This window comes from Halomicrobium sp. HArcht1-1, assembly GCF_058933285.1.
Genome location: NZ_JBZYDL010000002.1, coordinates 26,709 through 45,953, shown reverse-complemented (window position 1 = coordinate 45,953; position 19,245 = coordinate 26,709). Strand labels below are relative to the sequence as shown.

Below are 19,245 nucleotides of genomic sequence, written 5' to 3'. Positions count from 1 at the left end.
CGGGACTGTCGCAGCCTTAAGAGTTTCCGTAACTGCGCTCGGCGCGTCAGAACACGTCGTCGGCGTCGAGTCGGTCGTCTCGGAGGGTCCCGCGGGCCGTGACCTCCTGACCGAGCTGGACGCGTTCGGCCGTCTCGACGCTCATCGTCTCCTCGCCGTCGTCGAGTACGACCGGGTCGCCGGTCTGGACGACCGTCCCGGTGAACTCGATCGTCTCGCCGGCAGTGGTCTCGTCGTCGCTTTCGTCGGTCGCCGTGGCGGTGCCCCCGTCGGCGAAGTCGTCGAGCCCCGCCGAGGCGCTGCCGCCGTCGGCACTCGTGGCTCCGGTCGCCTGTCCCCCGCCACCAGCGCCGCCGTTGCCCGGAGCACTGGCGGCACCGTCGAGGACGACCACGGTCGACTGCCAGCCGGCCGACGCTTCCTTGTCGTCCTGCCAGCCGTCGTCGATCTCCACGTCGGCCGCGAGGATCTCGTCGCCCGGTGCGATCTCCTTGTCGGCCTTCTCGCCCCAGAGCGCGACGCGGATGTCGCCGGTCGCGTCCTGAATCCGGACGTTGCGAACCTGGCCCTCGCTGCCGTCGTCGCGGTCGAACGTCCGCTTCGGATCGGCCGAGCGAACGACGCCGGCGATGTCGACGGTCTCGCCGATCTCGACGTGCTCGATCGCGGCGGCGTCGGGCTCGAAGGCGACCGCCTCGTCGATCTCGTCGACGGCACCGTGGTCGCCGACGTGGAGTTCGAGACTCCCTTCGCGCTCGCGGACGTAGCCGTCGACGATCTCGACGGCCGTCCCGGGATCGATCTCCTCGGCACGGTCGGCCCGGTCGTCCCACAGGGTCACCCGAACCCGACCGGTCTCGTCGCCGATCGTCAGGTTCGCGACCCGGCCCTCGCTGCCGTCGTCGCGGTCGAACGTCCGGATCGAGTCGGTGTCGAGGACCACGCCGCGCACGTCGACGTCGGACTGGCCCATGCTCAGGGCGTCGATGGTCGACCCCCCGCCGGGCTCGACGTCGACGGTCGCGTCCTCGTCGGGTTCGGCCTTGTCGACGGAGACCTCCAGCCCGTTGTACCCCTCCTTGGGCCGGCCGGCGACGCGCAACACGTCGCCCACGTCGAGTTGTCCTTCGTCGATCGACTCGGCTTCCTGGTCCCAGAACGCCAGCCGGACCGAGCCCGTCTCGTCGGCCGCCTCGACGTTGATCACGCGACCCTCGTCGGGTTCGTCCTCGCCGTCGCCGTCCCGTTCGAAGGTGCGCAGATCGCCGACCGACATCACCTTCGCGATGAACTTCACCTCGTTCATCCCCGGCTCGATGTCGGCGACCGCGTTGACCTCGTTCTCGTTGAGTTCGTGTGCGAGCAACATCGCGGCGGTCTCCTCGTCTGCGAGCCCGCCCATCTGCTCGACCTTCTCCTCGACGGCCTCGCGGAACTCCTCCTCGGAGACCTCGTCCGTCTCGAGGTCCGCGTAGATGTCTCCTATCGCACCCATTGATGTACACAAGGCAAGGTTGGCCGCCGCTTAAGCGTTGTCGTTACGAGAACGCACCGCTCGCGTCCGGTGGTTTCCGCCCCTCGGCTCGGTAGCATAGCGGCGATGGGTCGCGTTCCGGGATAAACGCACGGACCGCCAGGGTGGTCACGCCGTCGCCGTCGCGACCGTCGCCACGCCCTCGTCGGTCTCGTGTGTGACCGTCACGCTCCCGGGCAGGCCGTCGGAAAAGGTCGCCGTGACCCGGTACTCGATCTCGGCGATACACTGGACGACCGGACCGCTGTCGTCCCGTGGTTCGACACCGACGGCGACGGTCAGTTCGTCGTCGTCGGCGTCGTAGCTGGCCGCCGACAGGACTGCCGTCCAGCCGGGGTCCGGAGCCCAGATCGTTCCCGAGACGGCCACGTGCTCCCCGAACGACACCGTCGCGTCGCTGGTCGTCTGGCCACAGTCGTTGCGCTGTACCACGATCGTCGCGTCGTCCAGTGTCGGAGTCATGGCTGTCTGGGTCGTCCGCTGTCGCCGGTCACCGCCGTCGCTGCCGGACACACAGCCCGCCAGCCCCGCCGCCCCGAGCCCGACGAGCCGGATCAGTGTCGTTCGACGGTTCACGTTCACCACGAGAACGGCTGAAAGTAATTAGCTTGTGGTCGTTCGTACGGTGGACGCCCTCGCCGCGTGGCCGTGGGACGCTCCGAGTCGCGTCGACGACGCCACGGCGACGACACTCGTGGTACCGTCCCGCAGTGCCCGATCGAACCGTAACCCCTTTACAGCACTCCCTCTTCGGTTAGAGTGAGTCCGGGTAGGGTAGTGGACTATCCTCTTGGCTTGCGGAGCCAGGGACCAGCGTTCAAATCGCTGTCCGGACGTTTTCCTTTCACTACACTGCGAGTGACGACTGTCCGTTCGTGCGACGACGAGAAGTGACGGGCGATATCGCTGTCAGGACGTTTTGCCGGTCAGAGAAACCACCTACACACAGCCGGGGAACTCTTCGCCCCGGATGTGGACGGAGTCCACCCAGTCGGGCCGGTCCTCGGCCGGCGTCGTGAACCGCGAGCGGGCGTCCATGTAGGACACGATGAGCGCGCCGCCACTGGTCGGTCGTGTTGGGGGCGGTGAAGTGTGGAACCAGGCAGTGAGCGAAGAGTGCGTCGCCCGGTTCCATCGGCACGGCGACGGCGTCAGAGCGGTCCACGTCGTCCTCGGCGATGACGATGTCCGTGTCGTAGTCGGCGGCCTCGTGGCCCAGCAGGCCGTCCGTGTGCGCGCCCGGCACGACGTTCATACAGCCGTTCTCGGTCGTCGCTTCGTCCAGCGCGATCCAGACGGTGACGTGGTCCATCGGCTGGATCGGGTAGTAGGCCGCGTCCTGGTGGAATCCCTTCTCGCTGCCGACCGCCGGTGGTTTGAACATCGCGGCGCTGCGCAGGAGCTTCAGGTTCGGCCCGAGCAGTTCGGCGGCGGTGTCCGTGATCGTGGCGTCGTGGGCGACCGAGCGGAACACGTCGTCGGTCTCGACCATGCCCAGCCCCTCGAACTTCCGTACCGCGTCGCCCGTGTGCCCGACTTCGATCTCGCCGCGCTCGACGGCCGGCTCGATCTGTGACTGGAACCCCTCGACGGCGCGGTCGCCGTGAGTGTACGCTCGCAGGCGACGCTTCACGCGGTCGACCGTCTCGGCGTCGAGGGCGTCCTCGACGACGACGTAGCCGTCTCGCTGGTACTGTTCGAACTGCGCGTCGGTGAGTGACATGCTGTCGACTCTGTGGTACCACCAACTAATGCTTGCGGTCCCGGCCCACAGAAAGCACTTGTCCGGGCGGCCGGATCGACCGGCGTGAACAGACGTGCCCTCCTCCGAGCGGCCGGTCTCGGCGTCGCGACCCTCGCCGGCTGTGCCGAGTCGCCCGGACCCGACGAGACGCCGACCGCCGAACCGACGACGAGTCCCACCCCGCCACCGGACGATCCGATCCTGCTGGTGCTCGCGAACGGGAGCGGCGAGGCGACGGTCACCGTGACCGTCGCGCGCGGCGGGGAAACGATCTCCGAGGAGACGGTGTCGCTGGACGCAGACGAGCGGCGAGAACTCGACCCCGGTATCGACACGGCGGGCGAGTACGAGCTCGCGGTGTCGGTCGAGGACGGCCCCGACCGGACCGTCTCGCTCCCGATCGACGCCTTCGACGTGCGCCAGGGGTCGAACGTGATCGTCGGACTCGGCGGCGACGTCGAGGTGCTGATCGAGGAGTAGACCCAGGCGTTTTGCCCGCCGGGATCGAAGCCCGTGCATGCGCGATCACCTGCGGGCGGGCGTCGCGATCTACAACGAGGGCCGGTACCACGCGGCCCACGACGCCTGGGAGGACCACTGGCTCGACCTGTCCCAGGGGACCGACGACGAGCGACTACTCCACGGGCTGATCCAGTTCACCGCGGTCGTCCACCACCTCGACGACGAGAACCACTCCGGGGCCACGGGACTGGCCGAGAGCGGTCGGGCGTACCTCGCCGACTTGCCGGCGACGTATCGAGGGATCGAACTGGACGCCGTCCGGTCGTTCCTCGGTCGCGTCGCGACGGCCCCGCGGGAGGTGACACCGGACGACGCACCGCCGCTGGTCTACGAGGGCCAGCGGTTGACCTACGACGATCTTGACTTCGCGGCGACGGCCGTCGCCGCGAGAGTCCTGGCCGAAGGCGAGGACGAGCACGCCGTCGACGCCGGCATCGAGTACGCCCGCGAGGAGGTCGCCGCCGACGAGAGTGGTCCCTACACCGGACTGATCTTCGCGTTCGTGCGCGAACCCGACCGCCGGCCGATCGTCGCGACCAGACTCGGCGAACACGTCCAGCGCCGCGAACACCGCGAATCGGACGTCGACGGACTGTTCGAGTGATACTGCCGCCCTCTCCCCTTCGAGAAGATTCTTGTAGGACGGCGATGCAGTACAGATGCTATGTCAGTTCTATCGACAGCAGACGAGGGGAAGTTCCTGATGGACAACGAAGCCGAGCAGATCGGCGTCGTCACCGAAGTCGACCCCGACGAGCAGGTGGCCTACGTCGAGCCGGACCCCGGCATCGCCGAGAGCGTGATCCAGGGCTTTGGCTTCGGCGACGCCGACGAAGACGACATCGAGGTCCCCGCCGACTCCGTCGAGACGGTCACCGACACGGAGTTGCGCGTCGCGATCGATCTGTGAGCCCGCCGCGCCGAGCTGTGTGACAGAGGTCGTCTCGTTCCAGCGTCGTGACCATCAGCGTCGGTCACCGGGAGCGAAAAGAAGGCTTCAGCCGTCGGTCTCGACCCGCTCGCCGCCGTCGAAGTGCGCGGAGTTGTCCCGCGGTTCGTAGCCAAGCACCTCTTTGGCTCGCTCCAGCGAGTAGTACTTGCGGTCGTTGTCGGAGATGCCGTAGACGATCTCGAAGTCGTAGTCGGCGACGAGGGCCCGGTCGTGGATGTGGGCACAGTCGCGGTAGGAGAGCCACATGGCCTGCCCGCGCTCGTAGTCGATCGGCGGGTGTCCCTTCGTGAGATTGCCGATGCGGACGTTGCACACGTCGATCCCGTACTCGTCGTGGTAGTACCGGCCGATAACCTCGCCCGTGGCTTTCGAGACGCCGTAGAGGTTCCCCGGGCGGGGGAACTCGGAGCCGTCGAGACGGAAGTCGTCGTGCGTACGATACAGGTCGGGCTTGCGCTCGTCCTCGTAGGCCCCGACGGCGTGGTTCGAGGAGGCGTAGACGAACCGCTCGACGCCCTCGTCGATGGCCGCCTCGTACATCTTCTGGGTGCCGTCGATGTTGTTCGCCAGCACGGAGTTCCACGGCGCGTCGGGTCGTGGATCCCCGGCGAGGTGAATGATCGCCCCGACGCCCTCGACGGCGGCCCGAACGTCCTCGTCGTTCGCCACGTCACCGACGACGTAGTCGTGATCGGGCTCCTCGACGGGCGGACTGTGATACATGAGCTTCCACTCGTAGTCGTCTTCGAGCCCACCGAGGATAGCCTCCCCAACCGCACCGCCAGCGCCCGTGAGCAGAACAGGCTCGTTCATTCAGGTAGATGCTACGGCGGGGGCGATACGTACCTTGCGGTTTCGGCGCTCTCTCGACAGTCTTTCGTCAGGTCGCCCCCACCGACGGGTATGGACCCGACAGATCCACAGGTCGCGTGTTTCGAGGCGGGCGTGAAGTTCGGCTCGCTGTACCACCAGTTCGCGGGGACGCCGATCAGCCCAGACAGCGCCGACTCGCTGGCGGCGGCGATGGCCGAGGCCATCGAGAACCAGCCCCACTGCGAGGACGTGTCCGTGGAGATCCGCGAGGAGGCGCTCCGTGCCGAGATCGAGGCGCAGTCGGCCGATTACACCGAGTTCACCGGTCGCTTCGCCGAGGTAGAGATGACGGTCGACTACGAGGGCGTCGCCGTCGAGACGAGCATGCGGATGGACGGCGACTATCCGCTGATGGCGGTCGACGACGTGGCCGCCCCGAGTAGCGTCCGCGAGGTGTGTTCGAAAAGCGATAATTTTAGTGCCGTCGTCGCTGTACCGTCGTACATGGGATACGCTGCCCTGGATGCTATCGACGACGCAATCGAGGCCACGAAGGGATTCCTCCCCTTCGATCGCGGAACGTGGCTTCGTCTCGCAGTGATCATGTTCTTCGTCACCGGCGGCGGTGGCGTCCTGAACAACGCAAGCAACGTACCGCAGTTCGCCGGCAACGGTGACCTCGGGACCGCGCCGAGTGCCGGAGCAGGGAGCGTGACGCCCGACGCCGCGATCGGGCTCGGGGCCGTCGCTCTCATCGGGGTTGCCGTCCTGTTTGCCCTCCTGCTGCTGTTTGCTTCGCCGATCATGGAGTTCGTCTTCGTCGAGTCGCTGTTCGAGCGCGAGGTCCACGTCCGGCGGTACTTCTCGCGCAACGTCGGCAACGGCCTCCGGCTGCTTGGCTTTCAGGTCGCGATCGTCCTCGCCGCGGGGTGTTCGTAGTCGGACTGTTCCTGGTGGGACTGCTGGTCGCTGGCGGCGTCGACAACGTCGCGGCGTCGCTGGGCCTGTTCGCGTTGGCGATCCCGTTGATCGTGCTCCTGGTGATCGGCACCGGGATCGTCAACGGGTTCACGACCGTGTTCGTCGTCCCCATCATGCTGGCGGAGGACCGCGGCCTGCTCGCTGCCTGGAGTCGGCTGTGGTCGTCGATCACCAGTAACCTCGCGGAGTACCTCGTCTACCTCGTCGTCAGCGTGTTACTGGGGATCGGCGTCGGGATCCTCGGCAGCATCGTCATGCTGTTCGCGCTCGCGCTCGTGGCGATTCCGTTCGGGCTCGTCGCCTTCGGCGTCTACACGTTCGCGGCGTTCAGTACGGCCGCGATCGCGGTCTATGCCGTGCTCGGACTGGCCTTCTTCGTGGTGGCGCTGCTCGTGGGCGGACTCGTACAGGCACCGCTCCAGTCGTTCCTGCGCTACTACGCGATGCTGGTGCTCGGCGGCGTCGACGACGATCTCGACCCGATCCCCGAGGTTCGCGAGGAGTTGCGAGCCGACGAAACCACGGTCCGGTAGCGTCTTTCGGTTTCGTCGCACCTGGACCGCTACCCGCTTGCGGTTACACTTTCACTTTCAGGCGGGCTTTTAATTCCCCGCCGTGTGAACACGTGACCATGAGCCAATCGACGCTCGACGACGACGAACTGTTCGGCGAGGCCGCCTCCGAGATGCGCGACGACGTCGAGGCCTCACTCGACGAAGCACGCGCGGTCCTCCCGGTGGCCGACGACATCTGGGACGTCGACGCCGACAACACGCTGGGCGTGCTCAACGCACTGAAAGGCGCACTCGACGTGGAAGACGCCGAAGAACACCTCAGAGACGCCAAGAAGTGGTACACGATGGGCGAGCGTGCCGACGCCTTCGAGGACGCCGGTGACCTCGAAGAAGACATCGCCGCGCTCGAAACGCTGCTCGAAGACGTGGAGACGGCCCGCGAGCAGGTGGGCGAGCTGACGAGCACGATCCCACAGCTCCGGGGGACCCTCGAAGAGTTCGCCGAAGACGCGGACGAGGAGACCGACGACGCCGAGGCCGACGCCGACGCAGACGCCGAGGCAGAAGCCTAGGCTATAGTAGCCAGTGAAAATCGATGCACACCCGATCGCACGACAGCAGTGCGATCGGTGTGTCGATCGTTTCAATTGGTACTATCGCGGTCTCTGACACTCGCCAGCACGTCCGCCAGCGCCTCGCTCGCCGCGTCGAGCAACGCCGCGCCGCGGTCGGCACTCGCCGCTCGCGGATCGCCGACCGTCCCGTTCTCGCTGAACTCGTCGGTGTCGTAGGCCAGATTGACGCCGTGTTCGAACTCGCCCCACGAGTCGGCGGCGTCGGCCGCGCTGGCTTCGAGGCGGTCGCTCCGGACGAGTTCGGGGTCGGTCGCCAGGAGGAGGCTCGTCTCGACCGGGCCGCCGTGGCCCATGTCCGGCGCGTCGACGGCGTCGAACCAGGTCAGCGGGACCGCGTAGGCCGTCCCGTCGCGGGTGACTCGCCCGCAGATCTCCCGGAGCGCGTCGACGTTGCCGCCGTGGCCGTTGACGACGACGACCCGATCCCAGCCGTGGCTGGCGAGGCTCGCGATCGTCTCGCCGACGTAGTCCCGGAAGGTGTCCTCGCCGACCCACAGCGTCCCAGCGAAGTGGCGGTGTTCCTCGGCGACGCCGACCGGGATCGCGGGCGCGACGACGACCTCGCCGTCGTAGGCCTCGGCCCCGGCTTCGGCGACGGCCTCGGCCGTGAGAACGTCGGTCCCCAGCGGGCCGTGGGGGCCGTGCTGTTCGGTGCTGCCGACCGGGAGGACGGCCAGGTCCGTGTCGAGATCCGCGGCGTCGGTCCAGGTGGCCTCGGAGAGGTGCATACGCGTGTGTGGCCGGCGAGGGAGACAAGCGTACCGCTCTCGGCCGCCGCGAGATCAGACGATCGAGTTGGGCCGGGTCCGGAAGTACTCGAAGACGAGTCCGAGGCCGACGCCGTAGACGACGTGTGCCAGCAGCGTCAGGACGGCGTAGCCGACGAGCGCGAGGCCGGACTGGCCGGTGTAAAAGCCCAGTACGAAGCCGGTCCAGATCGCGAACCCGAAGAACGCGCCGCTGACGGGGTCTCGACGACCGGGCAGGTACCCCTTCAGCGAGGCGTACAGCAGCGGCCAGGGGGCCATCCCACCGGCGAGGAAGATGAGATAGCCCGCGAGGATCGGTGGGACCAGTTCCTCGATACCGACGAGTTCGGTCAGCAGCGCGAACGCCGACCGTTCGAAGACGCCGAGACTCTCCGCGATGAGGAAGACGACCGTCGACAGCGCCGTCCCGACGAGCCCGCCCGCCGCGCCGACGACGCCGTCGCCGACGATACCGATCAGGCTGTCGAACTCCTCGGTTTCGCTCAGTTCGTCGACCGGATCGTCGACGCCGTGCGATGGACCAGACATGCCGTGGTATACCGTACCAAGCAGTAAAAATCCCCCGAACGTGTTAGACGGTTCACGAGTTTGCCGGAGATCGGGCGCGAGAGTTCGAAGGGGTCGGACCGTCGGCCGTTCGTCTGTGGCCCGCGTCGTCACCCGGAAGGGCGAGTCGTCCCGCAACGTATCGGCGGTGTCACTCCGGAACGTCTCCGATGGCGACGAGGCCGTCGGTGCTGCTGGTCGCGAAGAACACGGCACCGTCGGCGAGGATCGGTCCGATCGAGGGCGTGTGGAAGCCGTCCATCACGTAGTCCCAGCGCGCCTCGCCCGTCTCGCGGTCGAACGCGGTGATCGTCCGGTCGGTGGACTCGCCGCCGTCGGCCATCGCGACCACGGTCTCGGTCCCGACCGAGAAGCCGTCGGTGTACACCCACTCGTCGTAGTGCCACCGGGTCGTTCCGTCGGCGATGTCGACGGCGGTGAGTCCGTCGTCGCTGGTCACGAACGCCGTCGTGCCGTCGGTAGCGACCGTCGCGTCGAAGGTCGTCCCGTCGTAGTCGAACGAGTGGAGTTCGCTGCGGCGGTCGCCCGTCTCCCGGTCGTGGACGACGAGCGTCCGGTCGTCGACGACGAGGAGGCCGTGGTCGGTCACGACCGGCGCGCTCGGGGCTCGTCCGTCGAGCGAGCGCGTCCAGCGGACCGATCCGTCGGCGAGCGCGAGCGCGGCGAGCGTGTCTGTCCCGTCGACGCTGCCGACGGCGTAGATCGTCCCGTCGGCGATGGCGGGTGTGACCCGCTGGCCCGGCAGTTCGGGCGCTTTCCAGCGCCGTTCGCCGTCCGTCGCCCCGAACGCCTTGAGGCCGTCGGCGTACGGAACGACGATCGTCCCAGACGCCGCGACGGCGAGCAGTTGCGCAAGCGACGTGTCGATCCCCTCGACGGCGCGCTCCCAGTCGACGCCTCCCTCCCTGTCGGTCGAGGGCGACGAGGCCGGAGTCGTGTGCGACGACGAACCGGCCGTCGACGAGGGCGCGTCCGTGACGACCCTCCCTGCCGAGCGTCGTTCGCCACTGTTCGGTGCCGTCCTGTGCGTCGAGCGCGATGGCACTGCCGTCGTTGCTGGGATCGAAGTTCGTGGTGTAGATCGTGCCGTCGGCGATAACCGGGTCCCAGCGCGTGAACGCCGAAGACGTCCACGCGAAGGCCGCCCGCGAGGGCGCGGAGACGGCCGGGGCGAACGTGTTGGCGGCGTCCGCCCCGTGCTGTGTCCAGGAACCGCCGGGGACCTCGGGCAGTGGCGTGTTCCCTCCGCTCGTCCACGGAAGCGCCGACAGGCATCCAGAGAGGGCCGCCGTGCCAGCGCAGGTCGTCGTCAGGAACGTCCGTCGATCCATACTAGCGCTTGAAATAATATTTTGATAAATCCGGCGGAATCGAACAGCGGAACCGCGACCGGGGGGTCGCGAAATGCTGCACAGACGGACAGCCGGTAGTATCAGGCGAGATCGAACTGCTCTGCGGCCTGTGCCATGTCCTTGTCGCCCCGGCCGGAGAGGTTCACGAGGATCGTCTCGTGGTCGCCGTCCTCGGCCAGTTGCTTCGCGAGCGCGAGGCCGTGGCTCGTCTCCAGTGCGGGGATGATTCCCTCGGACTCGGAGAGTTCGCGGAACGCGTCGAGCGCTTCCTCGTCGGTGATTCCGCGGTACTGTGCGCGGCCGAGTTCGCGGAACATGGCGTGTTCCGGGCCGACGCCGGGGTAGTCCAGGCCCGCCGAGACGGAGTGGACAGACACGTCGTCGTCGATGACCCGCGTCTTCATCCCGTGGAGGACGCCCTCGGAGCCCGCCGCGAGCGGCGCGGCGTGGCGCTCCGAGTCCGCGCCCTCACCGCCGCCCTCGCCGCCGTAGAAGGCCACGTCGTCGTCCCGGAAGGCGTGGAACAGCCCCATCGCGTTCGATCCGCCGCCGACACAGGCCACCGCGGCGTCGGGCAACTCACCCGTGCGTTCGCGGAACTGCTCGCGGGCCTCCCTCGCCGATGACGCTCTGGAAGTCCCGGACCATCCGCGGGAACGGGTCGGGGCCGACGACACTGCCCACGAGATAGTGGGTGTCGTCGACGTTGTGAGCGAAGTCCTCCAGAGCGACGTCGACGGCCTCGGCCAGCCCCTCCTCGCCCTGGGTCACTTCGTTGACTTGCGCACCCATCAGGCGCATCCTGAAGACGTTCATCCGCTGGCGCTCGACGTCTTTCTTGCCCATGTAGATCTCCGTGTCGAGGTCCAGCAACGCGCCGGCCATCGCCGTCGCCGTGCCGTGCTGGCCCGCGCCGGTCTCGGCGATCAGTCGCTCCTTGCCGGCCTGTTTGGCCAGCAGCGCCTGTCCGAGCGTGTTGTTGATCTTGTGGGCCCCGCCGTGGAGCAGGTCCTCGCGCTTGAGGAAGATCTCCGCACCCCAGCGGTCGCTGAGCGTCTCCGCGTGAAACAGGGGCGTCGGTCGCCCGGCGAACGATTCGAGCAGGTCCCGGAGCTCCGTCTGGAACGCCGTCGTCTCTCGAATGTCGTCGTAGGTCGTCGCGAGCTGTTCGAGCGGTGCTACCAGCGGATCGGGGACGTGGCGGCCGCCGTACCCCGCGAAGTCGCCGTCAGACATATGCGGACCCTCTACCGCCCGCGGTCTTAAATCTTCTATCGTGAGACAGCCCGCCGCGACGGCGGCGCGCTCACAGCGTCTTCTCGAAGTGGATCAGCTCGTACTCGCCCTGTACCGAGCGGTCGACCTCGCGATAGCCCGCAGCGGGGTAGAACCGTGCCGCCGCTTCCTGCCGGACGGCCGTCGTCGCCAGCAGCGTCTCGAAACCCAGCTGGGCCGCCCGTCGTTCGAGAGTCGCCAGCAGGTCTCGGCCGTGGCCACGGCCCTGCATCGGCGGGGCGACGCGCATCCGGTGGAGTTCGGCAGCGCCGGGGACCGTCCGCTCGTCGTCGTGGCCAGACTCCGAGGGCAAGAGCCCGCCCATCGCGACCACCGGTCCGTCGAACGTCTCTGGGACGGCGGCGTCGCTGTCGTCTTCGCCGTCTCCGATACCGACCAGAAACTCCCCGCCCGCGTCGAGGTACTGCGTCTCGATTGCCCGGAGATCGTCGGTTCCGGGCACGTCCGCCGGATCGGTGCCGGCGACCCGCATCGCCCACTCGTGGAGTTCCCAGACGGCGTGGGCGTCTCGCGGGTCGTACTGTCGGAGGGTCAGCTCGCTCGCCATCGCTCTGTCTGGGGGTGTTCGGCGAGTGGCTTCAGCCTGCCGGCTGGCGCTGGATAGTGATTCACTTCGCGCCCAACAACGCACACAAACGGACGTGCGGTGTCCGAAGCCACTTCCGGGTGCCCGCCGAAGTGAGGCCGATGTCAGACACCAACCGCGTCTTCTTGCTTGCGGAGCGACCCGACGGACGACCGGACGAGGACACCTTCGAGCTGGCAGAGCGCGACGTGCCGACGCCAGGCCCCGGCGAAGCACTCGTCCGGACGCTGTACCTCTCGGTCGACCCCTACATGCGCGGTCGGATGGACGCCCGCGAGTCCTACGCCGATCCGTGGGGCGTCGGCGATCCGATGGAGGCCGCCGTCGTCGGGGAAGTCGTCGAGTCCAACGGCGCGGGCCTCGAAGCGGGGACCGTCGTCACGGGTGAACTCGAATGGGCCGACTACGCAACCGCGCCGGGGACGGAGCTGTACCCCATCGACCCCGAGCTGGCCCCGATCTCGACGGCGCTGGGCGTGCTGGGCATGCCCGGCCGCACGGCGTACTTCGGGACCAAGGAGATCGCACAGCCGACCGCGGGCGACACGTTCGTCGTCAGCGGCGCGGCGGGCGCGGTCGGCTCGGTCGCCGGCCAGATCGCGGGCCTCCAGGGCGCTGACGTGGTCGGCTTCGCCGGCTCCGACGAGAAGGTCCAGTTCCTCGAAGACGAACTCGGCTTCGACGCCGGCATCAACTACAAGACGACCGACGACTACGGAGCGGCACTCGACGAGGCGGTCCCCGGCGGCGTCGACGCCTACTTCGACAACGTCGGCGGCCCGATCACCGACGCCGTCTTCACCCGACTCAACGTCGACGCTCGCGTCGCCGTCTGTGGGCAGATCTCCCAGTACAACGCGACCGAACTCCCGACCGGCCCGCGCAAGCTGGCGACGCTGGTCGAGAAGCGCGCCGCCGTCGAGGGGTTCCTCGTCGGCGACTACCAGCCCCGCTTCGAGGCCGCGACCCGGCAGCTGGGCGAGTGGGTCCAGACCGGCGACGTCCAGTACCGCGAAACCGTCACCGAGGGCCTGGAGAACGCCCCCGACGCCTTCCTCGGCCTCTTCGAGGGCGAGAACATCGGCAAGCAGCTGGTGAAAGTCGCCGAGCGGGACGCCTGACACAGCCGCAGTCGTCCGGACAGCGGTTCGCGCTCTCGTCACGACCACCGCGCGACCGTGCCGACCGTCACGGAGCGTGCGCCGCTGGCGTCGCGTGATACTGCCGGCTGTCACTTCGTGACGATCTTCGCCACCCCGGGGTGGCGAAATCGGTCACAGATTTACAGCCGGTAGTATGAGGAGGCGGCTCGCTCGCCGACACCCCCACGCTCTTTCGGGCGTGAGGCGTAGTCGAGGCCATGTTGCAAGAAGCGACGCAAGCGCCGACCGTCGAGCCGTCGACGAGCGCCATCCTCTCGGAGTTCGTCGACGGGATCGTCGTGGCAGTGCCGCGGCTGCTGTCGGGACTGCTCTTTCTCGTGCTCGCCTATCTCACGATCAAGCTCGTACTGGCGGTCGTTCGGTCGGTCGTCGATCGGCTCTACCGGGACGAGGAGCAGCTAATCGTCGACCTCGTGGTCACCGTCGTCGGGATCTTCCTGTGGTTCGGGGCGATCCTGGGGCTCCTGAAGGTCGTGGGGCTGGGCGATGTCGCTGCCAGCCTCGGCACCGCCAGCGGCTTCATCGGGCTGGGTGTCGCGTTCGCACTCAAGGAGATGATCGCCGACACTGTCGCAGGGGTGTACCTCCTGCAAGACGAGGACTTCTCGGAGGGAGACCGCGTCGAGACCGCGTCGGTGACGGGCCGGCTCGTGAGTATCGACCTCCGGAAGACCCGGATCGAGACCGACGAAGGGAACCTCGTGGTCGTCGCCAACCGCGACGTCGAGAAGCGCTGGACGCGCCACGCTCGGGCCGACCAGGACCTCGATGCGGACCGCTGAGGCGCGGACTACGCGAAGTGCGATTCGGCGTCGGCTTTCGCTCGATCGACGACGAACGCCTCGGCCTGGGTCATCGCCCGCAGCGCCTCGTCGGTGTAGTCGACCGTGATCGACGGGAGCGCGCGTGCCAGCCCGCCCAGCAGGTCGCCGGGGTCGATGTCGATAGTCAGTGCGTAGGCCTCGGGCGAGGCGTGCAGCGGTTCGGTGAAGGCAAACTGGGCGTCGATCAGGTCCGTCGTCGCCTCCCAGTCGTAGGCGGTCGCCGCGGCGGCCCACAGCGACTCCGCGTCGGCGGCGACCAGCGGCGCAACGGCGTCGCCCATGCGTCGCTGGCGAGCCAGCAGCGTCTCGCGGAGTTCGCGCTTGCGGTCCGGTGAGATGTCGGATCGGAGTGCGTCCCAGTAGAGGTCGCGGGCCAGAATCTCGTCGGCGAAGGCCTCGAAGTCGTCGTCGCTGGCGGCATAGGAGAGGACCGCGTCGAACTGGTGGAGGATCGCGTCCCGGTAGGACTGCAGTTCTGGCTGGACGATCTTCCGGTCGACCGTTTCGCTGTGCGAGAGGAGGCGATCGATCACCGCCCCCTCCGGACCGGTGGCGCTGCGCAACGCCCGGGAGATACTGAAGGCGTCGCTCGTCTTGCTTGCCAGTCCGTTCACGTACCGCTCGAACCCGTCCCTGACGGCAGCGCGTGTCACATTGTCCCGTGAGGGCCGGATCCCCCTATCGGTTTCGGCGGTTCGGACGTTTTAAGCACCCCCAGGGTAATACCCAGGTATGGCTGAAGGATTATCGACCGAGCGGTCGGACGCGATCGCCGACGCGGGCGAGCGAGAACTCGTCGTCGGCGGCGACCGTCCCATCCGGATCAGCACGGGCCACCGGATCATGCACCACGACGGGAAGTGCAGTCGGCCCCACGGCCACAACTACGAGGTGACGGTCCGGGTGACCGGGGCGCTCACGACGGACGGGTGGGTCGTCGACAAGGGCGACGTGACCGACGCCATCGACGACTGGGACCACCGCTTCCTCGTCGAAGCGGGCGATCCCCTCGTCGACGCCTTCGAGCGCAGCGGCGACGGCGACGCGCTGGTCGTGCTCGACCACCCGCCGACTGCGGAAGTGATGGCGATCGTCCTCGAAGAGCGACTCGCGGACTCACTTCCGGACACCGTCAGCGACGTGGGTGTGACCGTCCGCGAGACGGGCGAACTCGCAGCGGGGCCGTAGATGCCCGTCGACGCCGATCCGGTCGCGGAGGGCGCGGCCGAGACGCCGCCAGAGGCCGACGCCCTGCCGATCAACGAGCTGTTTCACTCGCTCCAGGGCGAGGGGAAGCTGGCGGGGGTCCCGTCGGTGTTCGTCCGGACGAGTGGCTGTAACCTCCGGTGTTGGTTCTGTGACTCCTATCACACCTCCTGGGAGCCCAGCCACGCCTGGCTGACGATCGACGAGATCGTCGCCGAGATCGAGGGCTACGACGCCGACCACGTCGTGGTGACCGGCGGCGAGCCGCTGATCCACGAGGAGACCCTCGACCTGCTGGAGCGACTCGACGAGCGAGGGTACCACACCACCGTCGAGACCAACGGGACCGTCGCCGTCGACGCGCCGATCGACCTGGCGAGTGTCAGCCCGAAGCTGGCGTCCTCGACGCCGACCCCCGAGCGGGACCCGACCGGCGAGGGCGACTGGGAGCAGCGCCACGAGCAGCGCCGCCTCGACCACGAGGCGCTGGCGACGCTCGTCGAGCGCTACCCGACCCAGCTGAAGTTCGTCGTCACCGGTCCCGACGACGTGGCGGAGATCGACCGGACGGTCGAGGAGCTTCGAGAGCGAACCGAGACGACGATCGACGACGCAGACGTGCTGTTGATGCCCGAGGGGCAGACGCGTTCGGACCTCGACGAGACGCGCGGGGTCGTGGCCGACCTCGCGCTGGAACGTGGCTACCGATACACGCCGCGACTCCACGTCGACCTCTGGAACGACGCCCCGGGCACCTGAAACACATCATGACCGACGAGACAACGATGGAGGACGCGACCGAGGCGACGAACGCTCCGGCCGCAGTCCCCGACGGCGAGGGTATCGACTGGGAGAAAGCACAGGAAGGCACCCGCCTCCTGCTGGAATCGATGGGCGAGGACCCGACCGCGGACGGCCTCGAAGCCACCTGGCAGCGCCGGGTGCCCGCGCTGTTCGAGACGTTCAGCGAGGCCAACCGCCAGGCCGAGAAGCCGACGATGCGGACCTTCGAAGCCGATCAGGAGGGGCTGGTCGTCAAGACCGGTATCCCGGTCTACAGCCTCTGTGAGCACCACCTGCTGCCCTACCACGGGACGGCACACGTCGCCTACCGACCGGACGAGCGGGTCGTCGGCCTCTCGAAGCTGGTCCGGTACGTCCGCTGGCAGGGCCGCAAGCCCTCGATGCAAGAGCGACTGACGCGTGACATCGCCGACGGACTGGCCGCCGAGCTAGACGCCGCGGCCGTGCTGGTCGAGATCGAGGCCACCCACATGTGCGAGGCCATGCGCGGCGTCGAGACGGCCACCACGACGACGACTCGCTCGGTCGTCGGGACGCCGACGACGACCGAACGCGAGCGGTTCACCGACGCCGTCAAGAAACATGAGTGACACCGACAGCGCCGTGGTGCTGGCCTCGGGCGGGATGGACAGCGCGACCGCGGCATACGAGGCCGCCGAACGGGGTTACGAGGAGCTGTACCTCCTGCACACGAGCTACGGCCAGGCGACCGAGGAGACCGAACGCGCGTGTGCTGAGGCGCTTGCCGACCACGTCGACGCGGCCGACTTCCTCCACGTCGAGACCGGCCACCTCACGCAGATCGGGGCCTCCTCGCTGACCGACGAGGAGATGGCCGTGGCCGACGCCGATCTGGACAGCGACGAGATCCCGACCTCGTACGTCCCCTTCCGGAACGCGAACCTCCTGTCGATGGCCGTCTCCTACGCCGAGGCCAACGACTGTTCGGCGGTGTTCATCGGGGCTCACTCCGAGGACTTCTCGGGGTATCCCGACTGCCGCCCACAGTTCTTCGAGGCGTTCCAGCGGGTGATCGAGGTCGGCACGAAGCCAGACACCGAGATCGAACTGGTCGCGCCGTTCGTCGAGTGGTCCAAGACCGACATCGCCGAGCGCGGACTCGAACTCGGGGTGCCCTACGAGGACACCTGGAGTTGCTACCGCGAGTCGCCCCCGGCCTGTGGGACCTGTGACGCCTGTGCCTTCCGACTCCAGGCGTTCCAGAATCTCGGCGAACGCGACCCCGTCGAGTACGCCGAACGGCCCGACTACACGGAGTAATTCGCCGTCGCCGTTCGCGCTGACGGTCCGCTCTGTCGGACGTACGCCGAAGCGTCGTTCGGGAGGCGCGACGAAAAGACGGCCTCACCGCTCGAACCCAGCCGCTGCAGCTAAACCGTCGAGCAGGTACACCGCGCCGGTCTCGGTCGTCGCCAGGGGTACGTCGTGAACGTCACAGATCCGCAGGAGCGCCGAGATGTCCGGCTCGTGGGGCTGGGCGGTCTGTGGATCCCGGAGGAAGACGATGCCGTCGATCCGACCGTCGACGACCTCGGCACCGATCTGGGTGTCGCCCCCGACCGGTCCCGACTCCTTGCGCTCGACGGTCAGATTCGTCGCCTCGGTGATGCGCTTGCCGGTGGTGCCGGTCCCGACGACGTCGAAGGTTTCCAGCAGCGTCTCGTACTCCCGTGCCAGATCGATGATGTCGGGCTTCTTCTCGTCGTGTGCGATGAGCGCGACGCGCGTCATAGCGAGTGGGTGGTGCCCCTCGTCTATAGGTGTGATGCACGCCGCCGGGGGCTACTCGACGGTCACGTCGCCGTCGCTGGTGACGGTCACGTCGTAGCCCTCGACCGCGAAGGTGATCGCCTCGTCGCTGCCGTTGACGACCGCGGCCAGCTCGTCGGCCTCGACGTAGCGCCCGAGATCGCCGATCTCCGCCGCCGTCAGCTCGCTGGCCGAGAGCAGCGACTCGACGATCACGTCTTCGGCCGGCGTCGGACTGACCCACTCGTCCCCGGTGTCCCCACGAATCATGTACACTGTACTGTCGTCCGAGTCCATACGCGGTCGAACGGCCGCGACACATATAATCCAGTACGAGTAGTTTCTGGCTCTGAAACAACCGGAAACAACGAGACCGCCGTCGAGCGTCGTGACTGGGCGAACGAAAATAGGTCGGCCGCGAACAGCGCGTGCCGACCCAGTGACCAGACTGACGAATTGGGGCAGCCGTTCTCGCAGTGTACGGGAGCCGCTGCCCTGGCATCACCTCCGAAGTGATGCAGTTGTGCGGTACACGGCACCACGTCATAGTTCTTTCGCCGACCGCCCGCCGTCGGAGTCACGACCGGCCACTACGGGGACAGCTGGCAATCCCATACTGCCACCTGTCCGTCTGTGATCCGAGTCGCAACTACCGAGTTACGACCGGACACCATAGAGACAGCTGGCAGTATCAGTCGAGCTTCTCGTGCTGGTAAGAACCCTCGTAGGTCTCCTCGTGGGCGGCCTCGGCGAGGACGAACTGTGCGATCCGGGCGTCGGCTTCGAGTTCGATCTCGTGGTGGACTTCGAGGAGTCCCTCGCCGCGGCCCTCGTAGCCGGCGTCCCAGACGGCAGTGTGGAGCATACAGGAGTTGCGCATCAGCGACGAGCGCGGGTAGACGAAGCCGACGTGGCCCTCCGGGACGGCGACCCGTTCGCCGTACTCGGCGACGTACGCGCCGGGTTCGAGCCGGTAGACGCCGTCGTCGGGCTCGATCTCGGTCCGGTCACCGACGTGCTTGTCGCCGCGTTCGATCCGACCCGGCTCGACCTGTTCGGACACCGCCGCGAGCGTCAGGTCGACGCCGTTTGGCTGGACCTGTTCGGGTCGCAGGTCACCCAGTGCCTCGGCGACGAAACGTCCGCTCTTGTACATGCCCGATCGGTCGGTAACCAGCGTGATGAGCCTTCCGAGACCGCCACGTCGAACC

The 19,245-nt window shown here is 67.8% G+C and carries 25 protein-coding genes, 1 tRNA gene and 3 pseudogenes; 15 read left to right on the top strand and 14 right to left on the bottom strand.

Annotated features, from left to right (window positions below):
- Positions 1-46: 46 nt before the first annotated feature.
- Positions 47-1,495, bottom strand: a complete 1,449-nt coding sequence (locus tag AC5FRZ_RS16220; protein ID WP_170092787.1) for a single-stranded DNA binding protein — start codon at positions 1,493-1,495, stop codon at positions 47-49.
- 147 nt (positions 1,496-1,642) lie between these two features.
- Positions 1,643-2,110 (bottom strand): hypothetical protein, encoded by a 468-nt coding sequence (locus AC5FRZ_RS16215; RefSeq protein WP_372480055.1) that lies wholly within the window; start codon positions 2,108-2,110, stop codon positions 1,643-1,645.
- 187 nt (positions 2,111-2,297) lie between these two features.
- On the opposite strand from AC5FRZ_RS16215, the gene AC5FRZ_RS16210 reads away from it, so the two are divergent.
- Positions 2,298-2,370 (top strand) — tRNA-Arg (locus tag AC5FRZ_RS16210).
- 11 nt (positions 2,371-2,381) lie between these two features.
- Here the strand turns inward: AC5FRZ_RS16210 and AC5FRZ_RS16205 are convergent.
- Positions 2,382-3,257: a phytanoyl-CoA dioxygenase family protein gene (locus AC5FRZ_RS16205; RefSeq protein ID WP_493565118.1), complete on the bottom strand. Its 876-nt coding sequence runs from the start codon at positions 3,255-3,257 to the stop codon at positions 2,382-2,384.
- An 84-nt stretch (positions 3,258-3,341) separates the two neighbouring features.
- On the opposite strand from AC5FRZ_RS16205, the gene AC5FRZ_RS16200 reads away from it, so the two are divergent.
- Genes AC5FRZ_RS16200 through AC5FRZ_RS16190 form a run of 3 tightly spaced genes read left to right on the top strand, consistent with a single transcriptional unit; the run spans position 3,342 to position 4,710 of the window.
- On the top strand, positions 3,342-3,758 hold the full coding sequence (locus AC5FRZ_RS16200) for an Ig-like domain-containing protein (RefSeq protein WP_493565117.1): 417 nt from the start codon (positions 3,342-3,344) through the stop codon (positions 3,756-3,758).
- Between the two features lie 37 nt (positions 3,759-3,795).
- On the top strand, positions 3,796-4,404 hold the full coding sequence (locus AC5FRZ_RS16195) for a DUF309 domain-containing protein (protein ID WP_372480058.1): 609 nt from the start codon (positions 3,796-3,798) through the stop codon (positions 4,402-4,404).
- 60 nt (positions 4,405-4,464) lie between these two features.
- Positions 4,465-4,710, top strand: a complete 246-nt coding sequence (locus AC5FRZ_RS16190; RefSeq protein ID WP_170092791.1) for a DUF8593 domain-containing protein — start codon at positions 4,465-4,467, stop codon at positions 4,708-4,710.
- Between the two features lie 87 nt (positions 4,711-4,797).
- On the opposite strand, the gene azf is transcribed toward AC5FRZ_RS16190, so the two are convergent.
- A complete protein-coding gene (gene azf, locus AC5FRZ_RS16185) occupies positions 4,798-5,565 on the bottom strand; it encodes an NAD-dependent glucose-6-phosphate dehydrogenase Azf (RefSeq protein WP_493565116.1) in 768 nt (255 codons plus the stop codon).
- 90 nt (positions 5,566-5,655) lie between these two features.
- On the opposite strand from azf, the pseudogene AC5FRZ_RS16180 reads away from it, so the two are divergent.
- The 4 genes and pseudogenes from AC5FRZ_RS16180 to AC5FRZ_RS16165 form a co-directional block, all read left to right on the top strand.
- Positions 5,656-5,994, top strand: a pseudogene (locus AC5FRZ_RS16180) (dihydroneopterin aldolase family protein); the annotation flags it as partial.
- Positions 5,977-6,504, top strand: a complete 528-nt coding sequence (locus tag AC5FRZ_RS16175; RefSeq protein WP_493565134.1) for a DUF7544 domain-containing protein — start codon at positions 5,977-5,979, stop codon at positions 6,502-6,504. The pseudogene AC5FRZ_RS16180 and the gene AC5FRZ_RS16175, both read left to right, overlap by 18 nt.
- A gap of 14 nt (positions 6,505-6,518) precedes the next feature.
- On the top strand, positions 6,519-7,079 hold the full coding sequence (locus AC5FRZ_RS16170; protein ID WP_493563553.1) for a DUF7544 domain-containing protein: 561 nt from the start codon (positions 6,519-6,521) through the stop codon (positions 7,077-7,079).
- Positions 7,080-7,177: 98 nt separating this feature from the next.
- Complete coding sequence (locus AC5FRZ_RS16165; protein ID WP_372480060.1) at positions 7,178-7,633, top strand: DUF5790 family protein; 456 nt, start codon at positions 7,178-7,180, stop codon at positions 7,631-7,633.
- Positions 7,634-7,704: 71 nt separating this feature from the next.
- Here the strand turns inward: AC5FRZ_RS16165 and AC5FRZ_RS16160 are convergent, their stop codons facing one another.
- From AC5FRZ_RS16160 to AC5FRZ_RS16145, 4 genes and pseudogenes are all read right to left on the bottom strand, one after another.
- Positions 7,705-8,424: a creatininase family protein gene (locus AC5FRZ_RS16160; protein ID WP_153554692.1), complete on the bottom strand. Its 720-nt coding sequence runs from the start codon at positions 8,422-8,424 to the stop codon at positions 7,705-7,707.
- A 54-nt stretch (positions 8,425-8,478) separates the two neighbouring features.
- Positions 8,479-8,994 (bottom strand): DUF6789 family protein, encoded by a 516-nt coding sequence (locus AC5FRZ_RS16155; protein WP_372480062.1) that lies wholly within the window; start codon positions 8,992-8,994, stop codon positions 8,479-8,481.
- A 169-nt stretch (positions 8,995-9,163) separates the two neighbouring features.
- Positions 9,164-10,078, bottom strand: coding sequence for an outer membrane protein assembly factor BamB family protein (locus AC5FRZ_RS16150; RefSeq protein ID WP_493565115.1), 915 nt, complete (start codon positions 10,076-10,078; stop codon positions 9,164-9,166).
- Positions 9,987-10,265, bottom strand: a pseudogene (locus AC5FRZ_RS16145) (pyrrolo-quinoline quinone); the annotation flags it as partial. The pseudogene AC5FRZ_RS16145 and the gene AC5FRZ_RS16150, both read right to left, overlap by 92 nt.
- Here AC5FRZ_RS16145 and AC5FRZ_RS16140 point away from each other — a divergent pair.
- Positions 10,147-10,389 (top strand): hypothetical protein, encoded by a 243-nt coding sequence (locus AC5FRZ_RS16140; RefSeq protein ID WP_493565114.1) that lies wholly within the window; start codon positions 10,147-10,149, stop codon positions 10,387-10,389. The pseudogene AC5FRZ_RS16145 and the gene AC5FRZ_RS16140 sit on opposite strands and share 119 nt — an antisense overlap.
- Before the next feature lie 76 nt (positions 10,390-10,465).
- Here AC5FRZ_RS16140 and trpB read toward each other — a convergent pair.
- Positions 10,466-11,621, bottom strand: a pseudogene (gene trpB, locus AC5FRZ_RS16135) (tryptophan synthase subunit beta).
- Between the two features lie 70 nt (positions 11,622-11,691).
- A complete protein-coding gene (locus AC5FRZ_RS16130) occupies positions 11,692-12,228 on the bottom strand; it encodes a GNAT family N-acetyltransferase (RefSeq protein ID WP_170092799.1) in 537 nt (178 codons plus the stop codon).
- A gap of 140 nt (positions 12,229-12,368) precedes the next feature.
- Here AC5FRZ_RS16130 and AC5FRZ_RS16125 point away from each other — a divergent pair, with 140 nt between their 5' ends.
- Together AC5FRZ_RS16125 and AC5FRZ_RS16120 are read left to right on the top strand one after the other, a co-directional pair.
- Positions 12,369-13,388, top strand: coding sequence for an NADP-dependent oxidoreductase (locus tag AC5FRZ_RS16125; RefSeq protein WP_493565113.1), 1,020 nt, complete (start codon positions 12,369-12,371; stop codon positions 13,386-13,388).
- Positions 13,389-13,627: 239 nt separating this feature from the next.
- A complete protein-coding gene (locus AC5FRZ_RS16120; protein ID WP_493565112.1) occupies positions 13,628-14,212 on the top strand; it encodes a mechanosensitive ion channel domain-containing protein in 585 nt (194 codons plus the stop codon).
- A gap of 8 nt (positions 14,213-14,220) precedes the next feature.
- Here AC5FRZ_RS16120 and AC5FRZ_RS16115 read toward each other — a convergent pair whose 3' ends face one another.
- Entirely contained in the window at positions 14,221-14,907 is a 687-nt protein-coding gene (locus AC5FRZ_RS16115) for a hypothetical protein (RefSeq protein WP_153554699.1), read from the bottom strand.
- 79 nt (positions 14,908-14,986) lie between these two features.
- Here AC5FRZ_RS16115 and AC5FRZ_RS16110 point away from each other — a divergent pair, with 79 nt between their 5' ends.
- The 4 genes from AC5FRZ_RS16110 to queC are packed head-to-tail and all read left to right on the top strand — an operon-like array spanning position 14,987 to position 17,545.
- Positions 14,987-15,442: a 6-pyruvoyl trahydropterin synthase family protein gene (locus AC5FRZ_RS16110; protein WP_153554700.1), complete on the top strand. Its 456-nt coding sequence runs from the start codon at positions 14,987-14,989 to the stop codon at positions 15,440-15,442.
- A complete protein-coding gene (locus AC5FRZ_RS16105) occupies positions 15,443-16,219 on the top strand; it encodes a 7-carboxy-7-deazaguanine synthase QueE (protein ID WP_170092803.1) in 777 nt (258 codons plus the stop codon).
- An 8-nt stretch (positions 16,220-16,227) separates the two neighbouring features.
- Positions 16,228-16,854 carry a GTP cyclohydrolase I gene (gene folE / locus AC5FRZ_RS16100; RefSeq protein ID WP_493565111.1) on the top strand — a complete coding sequence of 209 codons (627 nt, stop codon included), beginning with the start codon at positions 16,228-16,230 and terminating at the stop codon, positions 16,852-16,854.
- The gene (queC, locus tag AC5FRZ_RS16095; RefSeq protein ID WP_153554703.1) at positions 16,847-17,545 is read left to right on the top strand and encodes a 7-cyano-7-deazaguanine synthase QueC; all 699 of its coding nucleotides are present in this window, start codon (positions 16,847-16,849) and stop codon (positions 17,543-17,545) included. Before folE ends, queC begins: the two co-directional genes overlap by 8 nt.
- Before the next feature lie 84 nt (positions 17,546-17,629).
- Here the strand turns inward: queC and AC5FRZ_RS16090 are convergent, their stop codons facing one another.
- The 3 genes from AC5FRZ_RS16090 to AC5FRZ_RS16080 form a co-directional block, all read right to left on the bottom strand.
- On the bottom strand, positions 17,630-18,016 hold the full coding sequence (locus AC5FRZ_RS16090; protein WP_153554704.1) for a methylglyoxal synthase: 387 nt from the start codon (positions 18,014-18,016) through the stop codon (positions 17,630-17,632).
- A gap of 51 nt (positions 18,017-18,067) precedes the next feature.
- Positions 18,068-18,331: a HalOD1 output domain-containing protein gene (locus AC5FRZ_RS16085; RefSeq protein WP_372480071.1), complete on the bottom strand. Its 264-nt coding sequence runs from the start codon at positions 18,329-18,331 to the stop codon at positions 18,068-18,070.
- Positions 18,332-18,725: 394 nt separating this feature from the next.
- Complete coding sequence (locus tag AC5FRZ_RS16080; protein ID WP_153554706.1) at positions 18,726-19,190, bottom strand: deoxyuridine 5'-triphosphate nucleotidohydrolase; 465 nt, start codon at positions 19,188-19,190, stop codon at positions 18,726-18,728.
- Positions 19,191-19,245: the final 55 nt, after the last annotated feature.

What these genes read in the sequence shown, in the direction of transcription:
- AC5FRZ_RS16110 (WP_153554700.1), top strand. Translation starts at nt 14,987, where the DNA reads ATGGCTGAAGGATTATCGACCGAGCGGTCGGACGCGATCGCCGACGCG.
- AC5FRZ_RS16195 (WP_372480058.1), top strand. Translation starts at nt 3,796, where the DNA reads ATGCGCGATCACCTGCGGGCGGGCGTCGCGATCTACAACGAGGGCCGG.
- AC5FRZ_RS16220 (WP_170092787.1), bottom strand. Translation starts at nt 1,495, where the DNA reads ATGGGTGCGATAGGAGACATCTACGCGGACCTCGAGACGGACGAGGTC.
- AC5FRZ_RS16105 (WP_170092803.1), top strand. Translation starts at nt 15,443, where the DNA reads ATGCCCGTCGACGCCGATCCGGTCGCGGAGGGCGCGGCCGAGACGCCG.
- AC5FRZ_RS16130 (WP_170092799.1), bottom strand. Translation starts at nt 12,228, where the DNA reads ATGGCGAGCGAGCTGACCCTCCGACAGTACGACCCGCGAGACGCCCAC.
- AC5FRZ_RS16190 (WP_170092791.1), top strand. Translation starts at nt 4,465, where the DNA reads ATGTCAGTTCTATCGACAGCAGACGAGGGGAAGTTCCTGATGGACAAC.
- queC (WP_153554703.1), top strand. Translation starts at nt 16,847, where the DNA reads ATGAGTGACACCGACAGCGCCGTGGTGCTGGCCTCGGGCGGGATGGAC.
- AC5FRZ_RS16090 (WP_153554704.1), bottom strand. Translation starts at nt 18,016, where the DNA reads ATGACGCGCGTCGCGCTCATCGCACACGACGAGAAGAAGCCCGACATC.
- AC5FRZ_RS16125 (WP_493565113.1), top strand. Translation starts at nt 12,369, where the DNA reads ATGTCAGACACCAACCGCGTCTTCTTGCTTGCGGAGCGACCCGACGGA.
- AC5FRZ_RS16155 (WP_372480062.1), bottom strand. Translation starts at nt 8,994, where the DNA reads ATGTCTGGTCCATCGCACGGCGTCGACGATCCGGTCGACGAACTGAGC.
- folE (WP_493565111.1), top strand. Translation starts at nt 16,228, where the DNA reads ATGACCGACGAGACAACGATGGAGGACGCGACCGAGGCGACGAACGCT.
- AC5FRZ_RS16165 (WP_372480060.1), top strand. Translation starts at nt 7,178, where the DNA reads ATGAGCCAATCGACGCTCGACGACGACGAACTGTTCGGCGAGGCCGCC.
- AC5FRZ_RS16080 (WP_153554706.1), bottom strand. Translation starts at nt 19,190, where the DNA reads ATGTACAAGAGCGGACGTTTCGTCGCCGAGGCACTGGGTGACCTGCGA.
- AC5FRZ_RS16085 (WP_372480071.1), bottom strand. Translation starts at nt 18,331, where the DNA reads ATGGACTCGGACGACAGTACAGTGTACATGATTCGTGGGGACACCGGG.
- azf (WP_493565116.1), bottom strand. Translation starts at nt 5,565, where the DNA reads ATGAACGAGCCTGTTCTGCTCACGGGCGCTGGCGGTGCGGTTGGGGAG.
- AC5FRZ_RS16205 (WP_493565118.1), bottom strand. Translation starts at nt 3,257, where the DNA reads ATGTCACTCACCGACGCGCAGTTCGAACAGTACCAGCGAGACGGCTAC.
- AC5FRZ_RS16160 (WP_153554692.1), bottom strand. Translation starts at nt 8,424, where the DNA reads ATGCACCTCTCCGAGGCCACCTGGACCGACGCCGCGGATCTCGACACG.
- AC5FRZ_RS16120 (WP_493565112.1), top strand. Translation starts at nt 13,628, where the DNA reads ATGTTGCAAGAAGCGACGCAAGCGCCGACCGTCGAGCCGTCGACGAGC.
- AC5FRZ_RS16175 (WP_493565134.1), top strand. Translation starts at nt 5,977, where the DNA reads ATGGCGGTCGACGACGTGGCCGCCCCGAGTAGCGTCCGCGAGGTGTGT.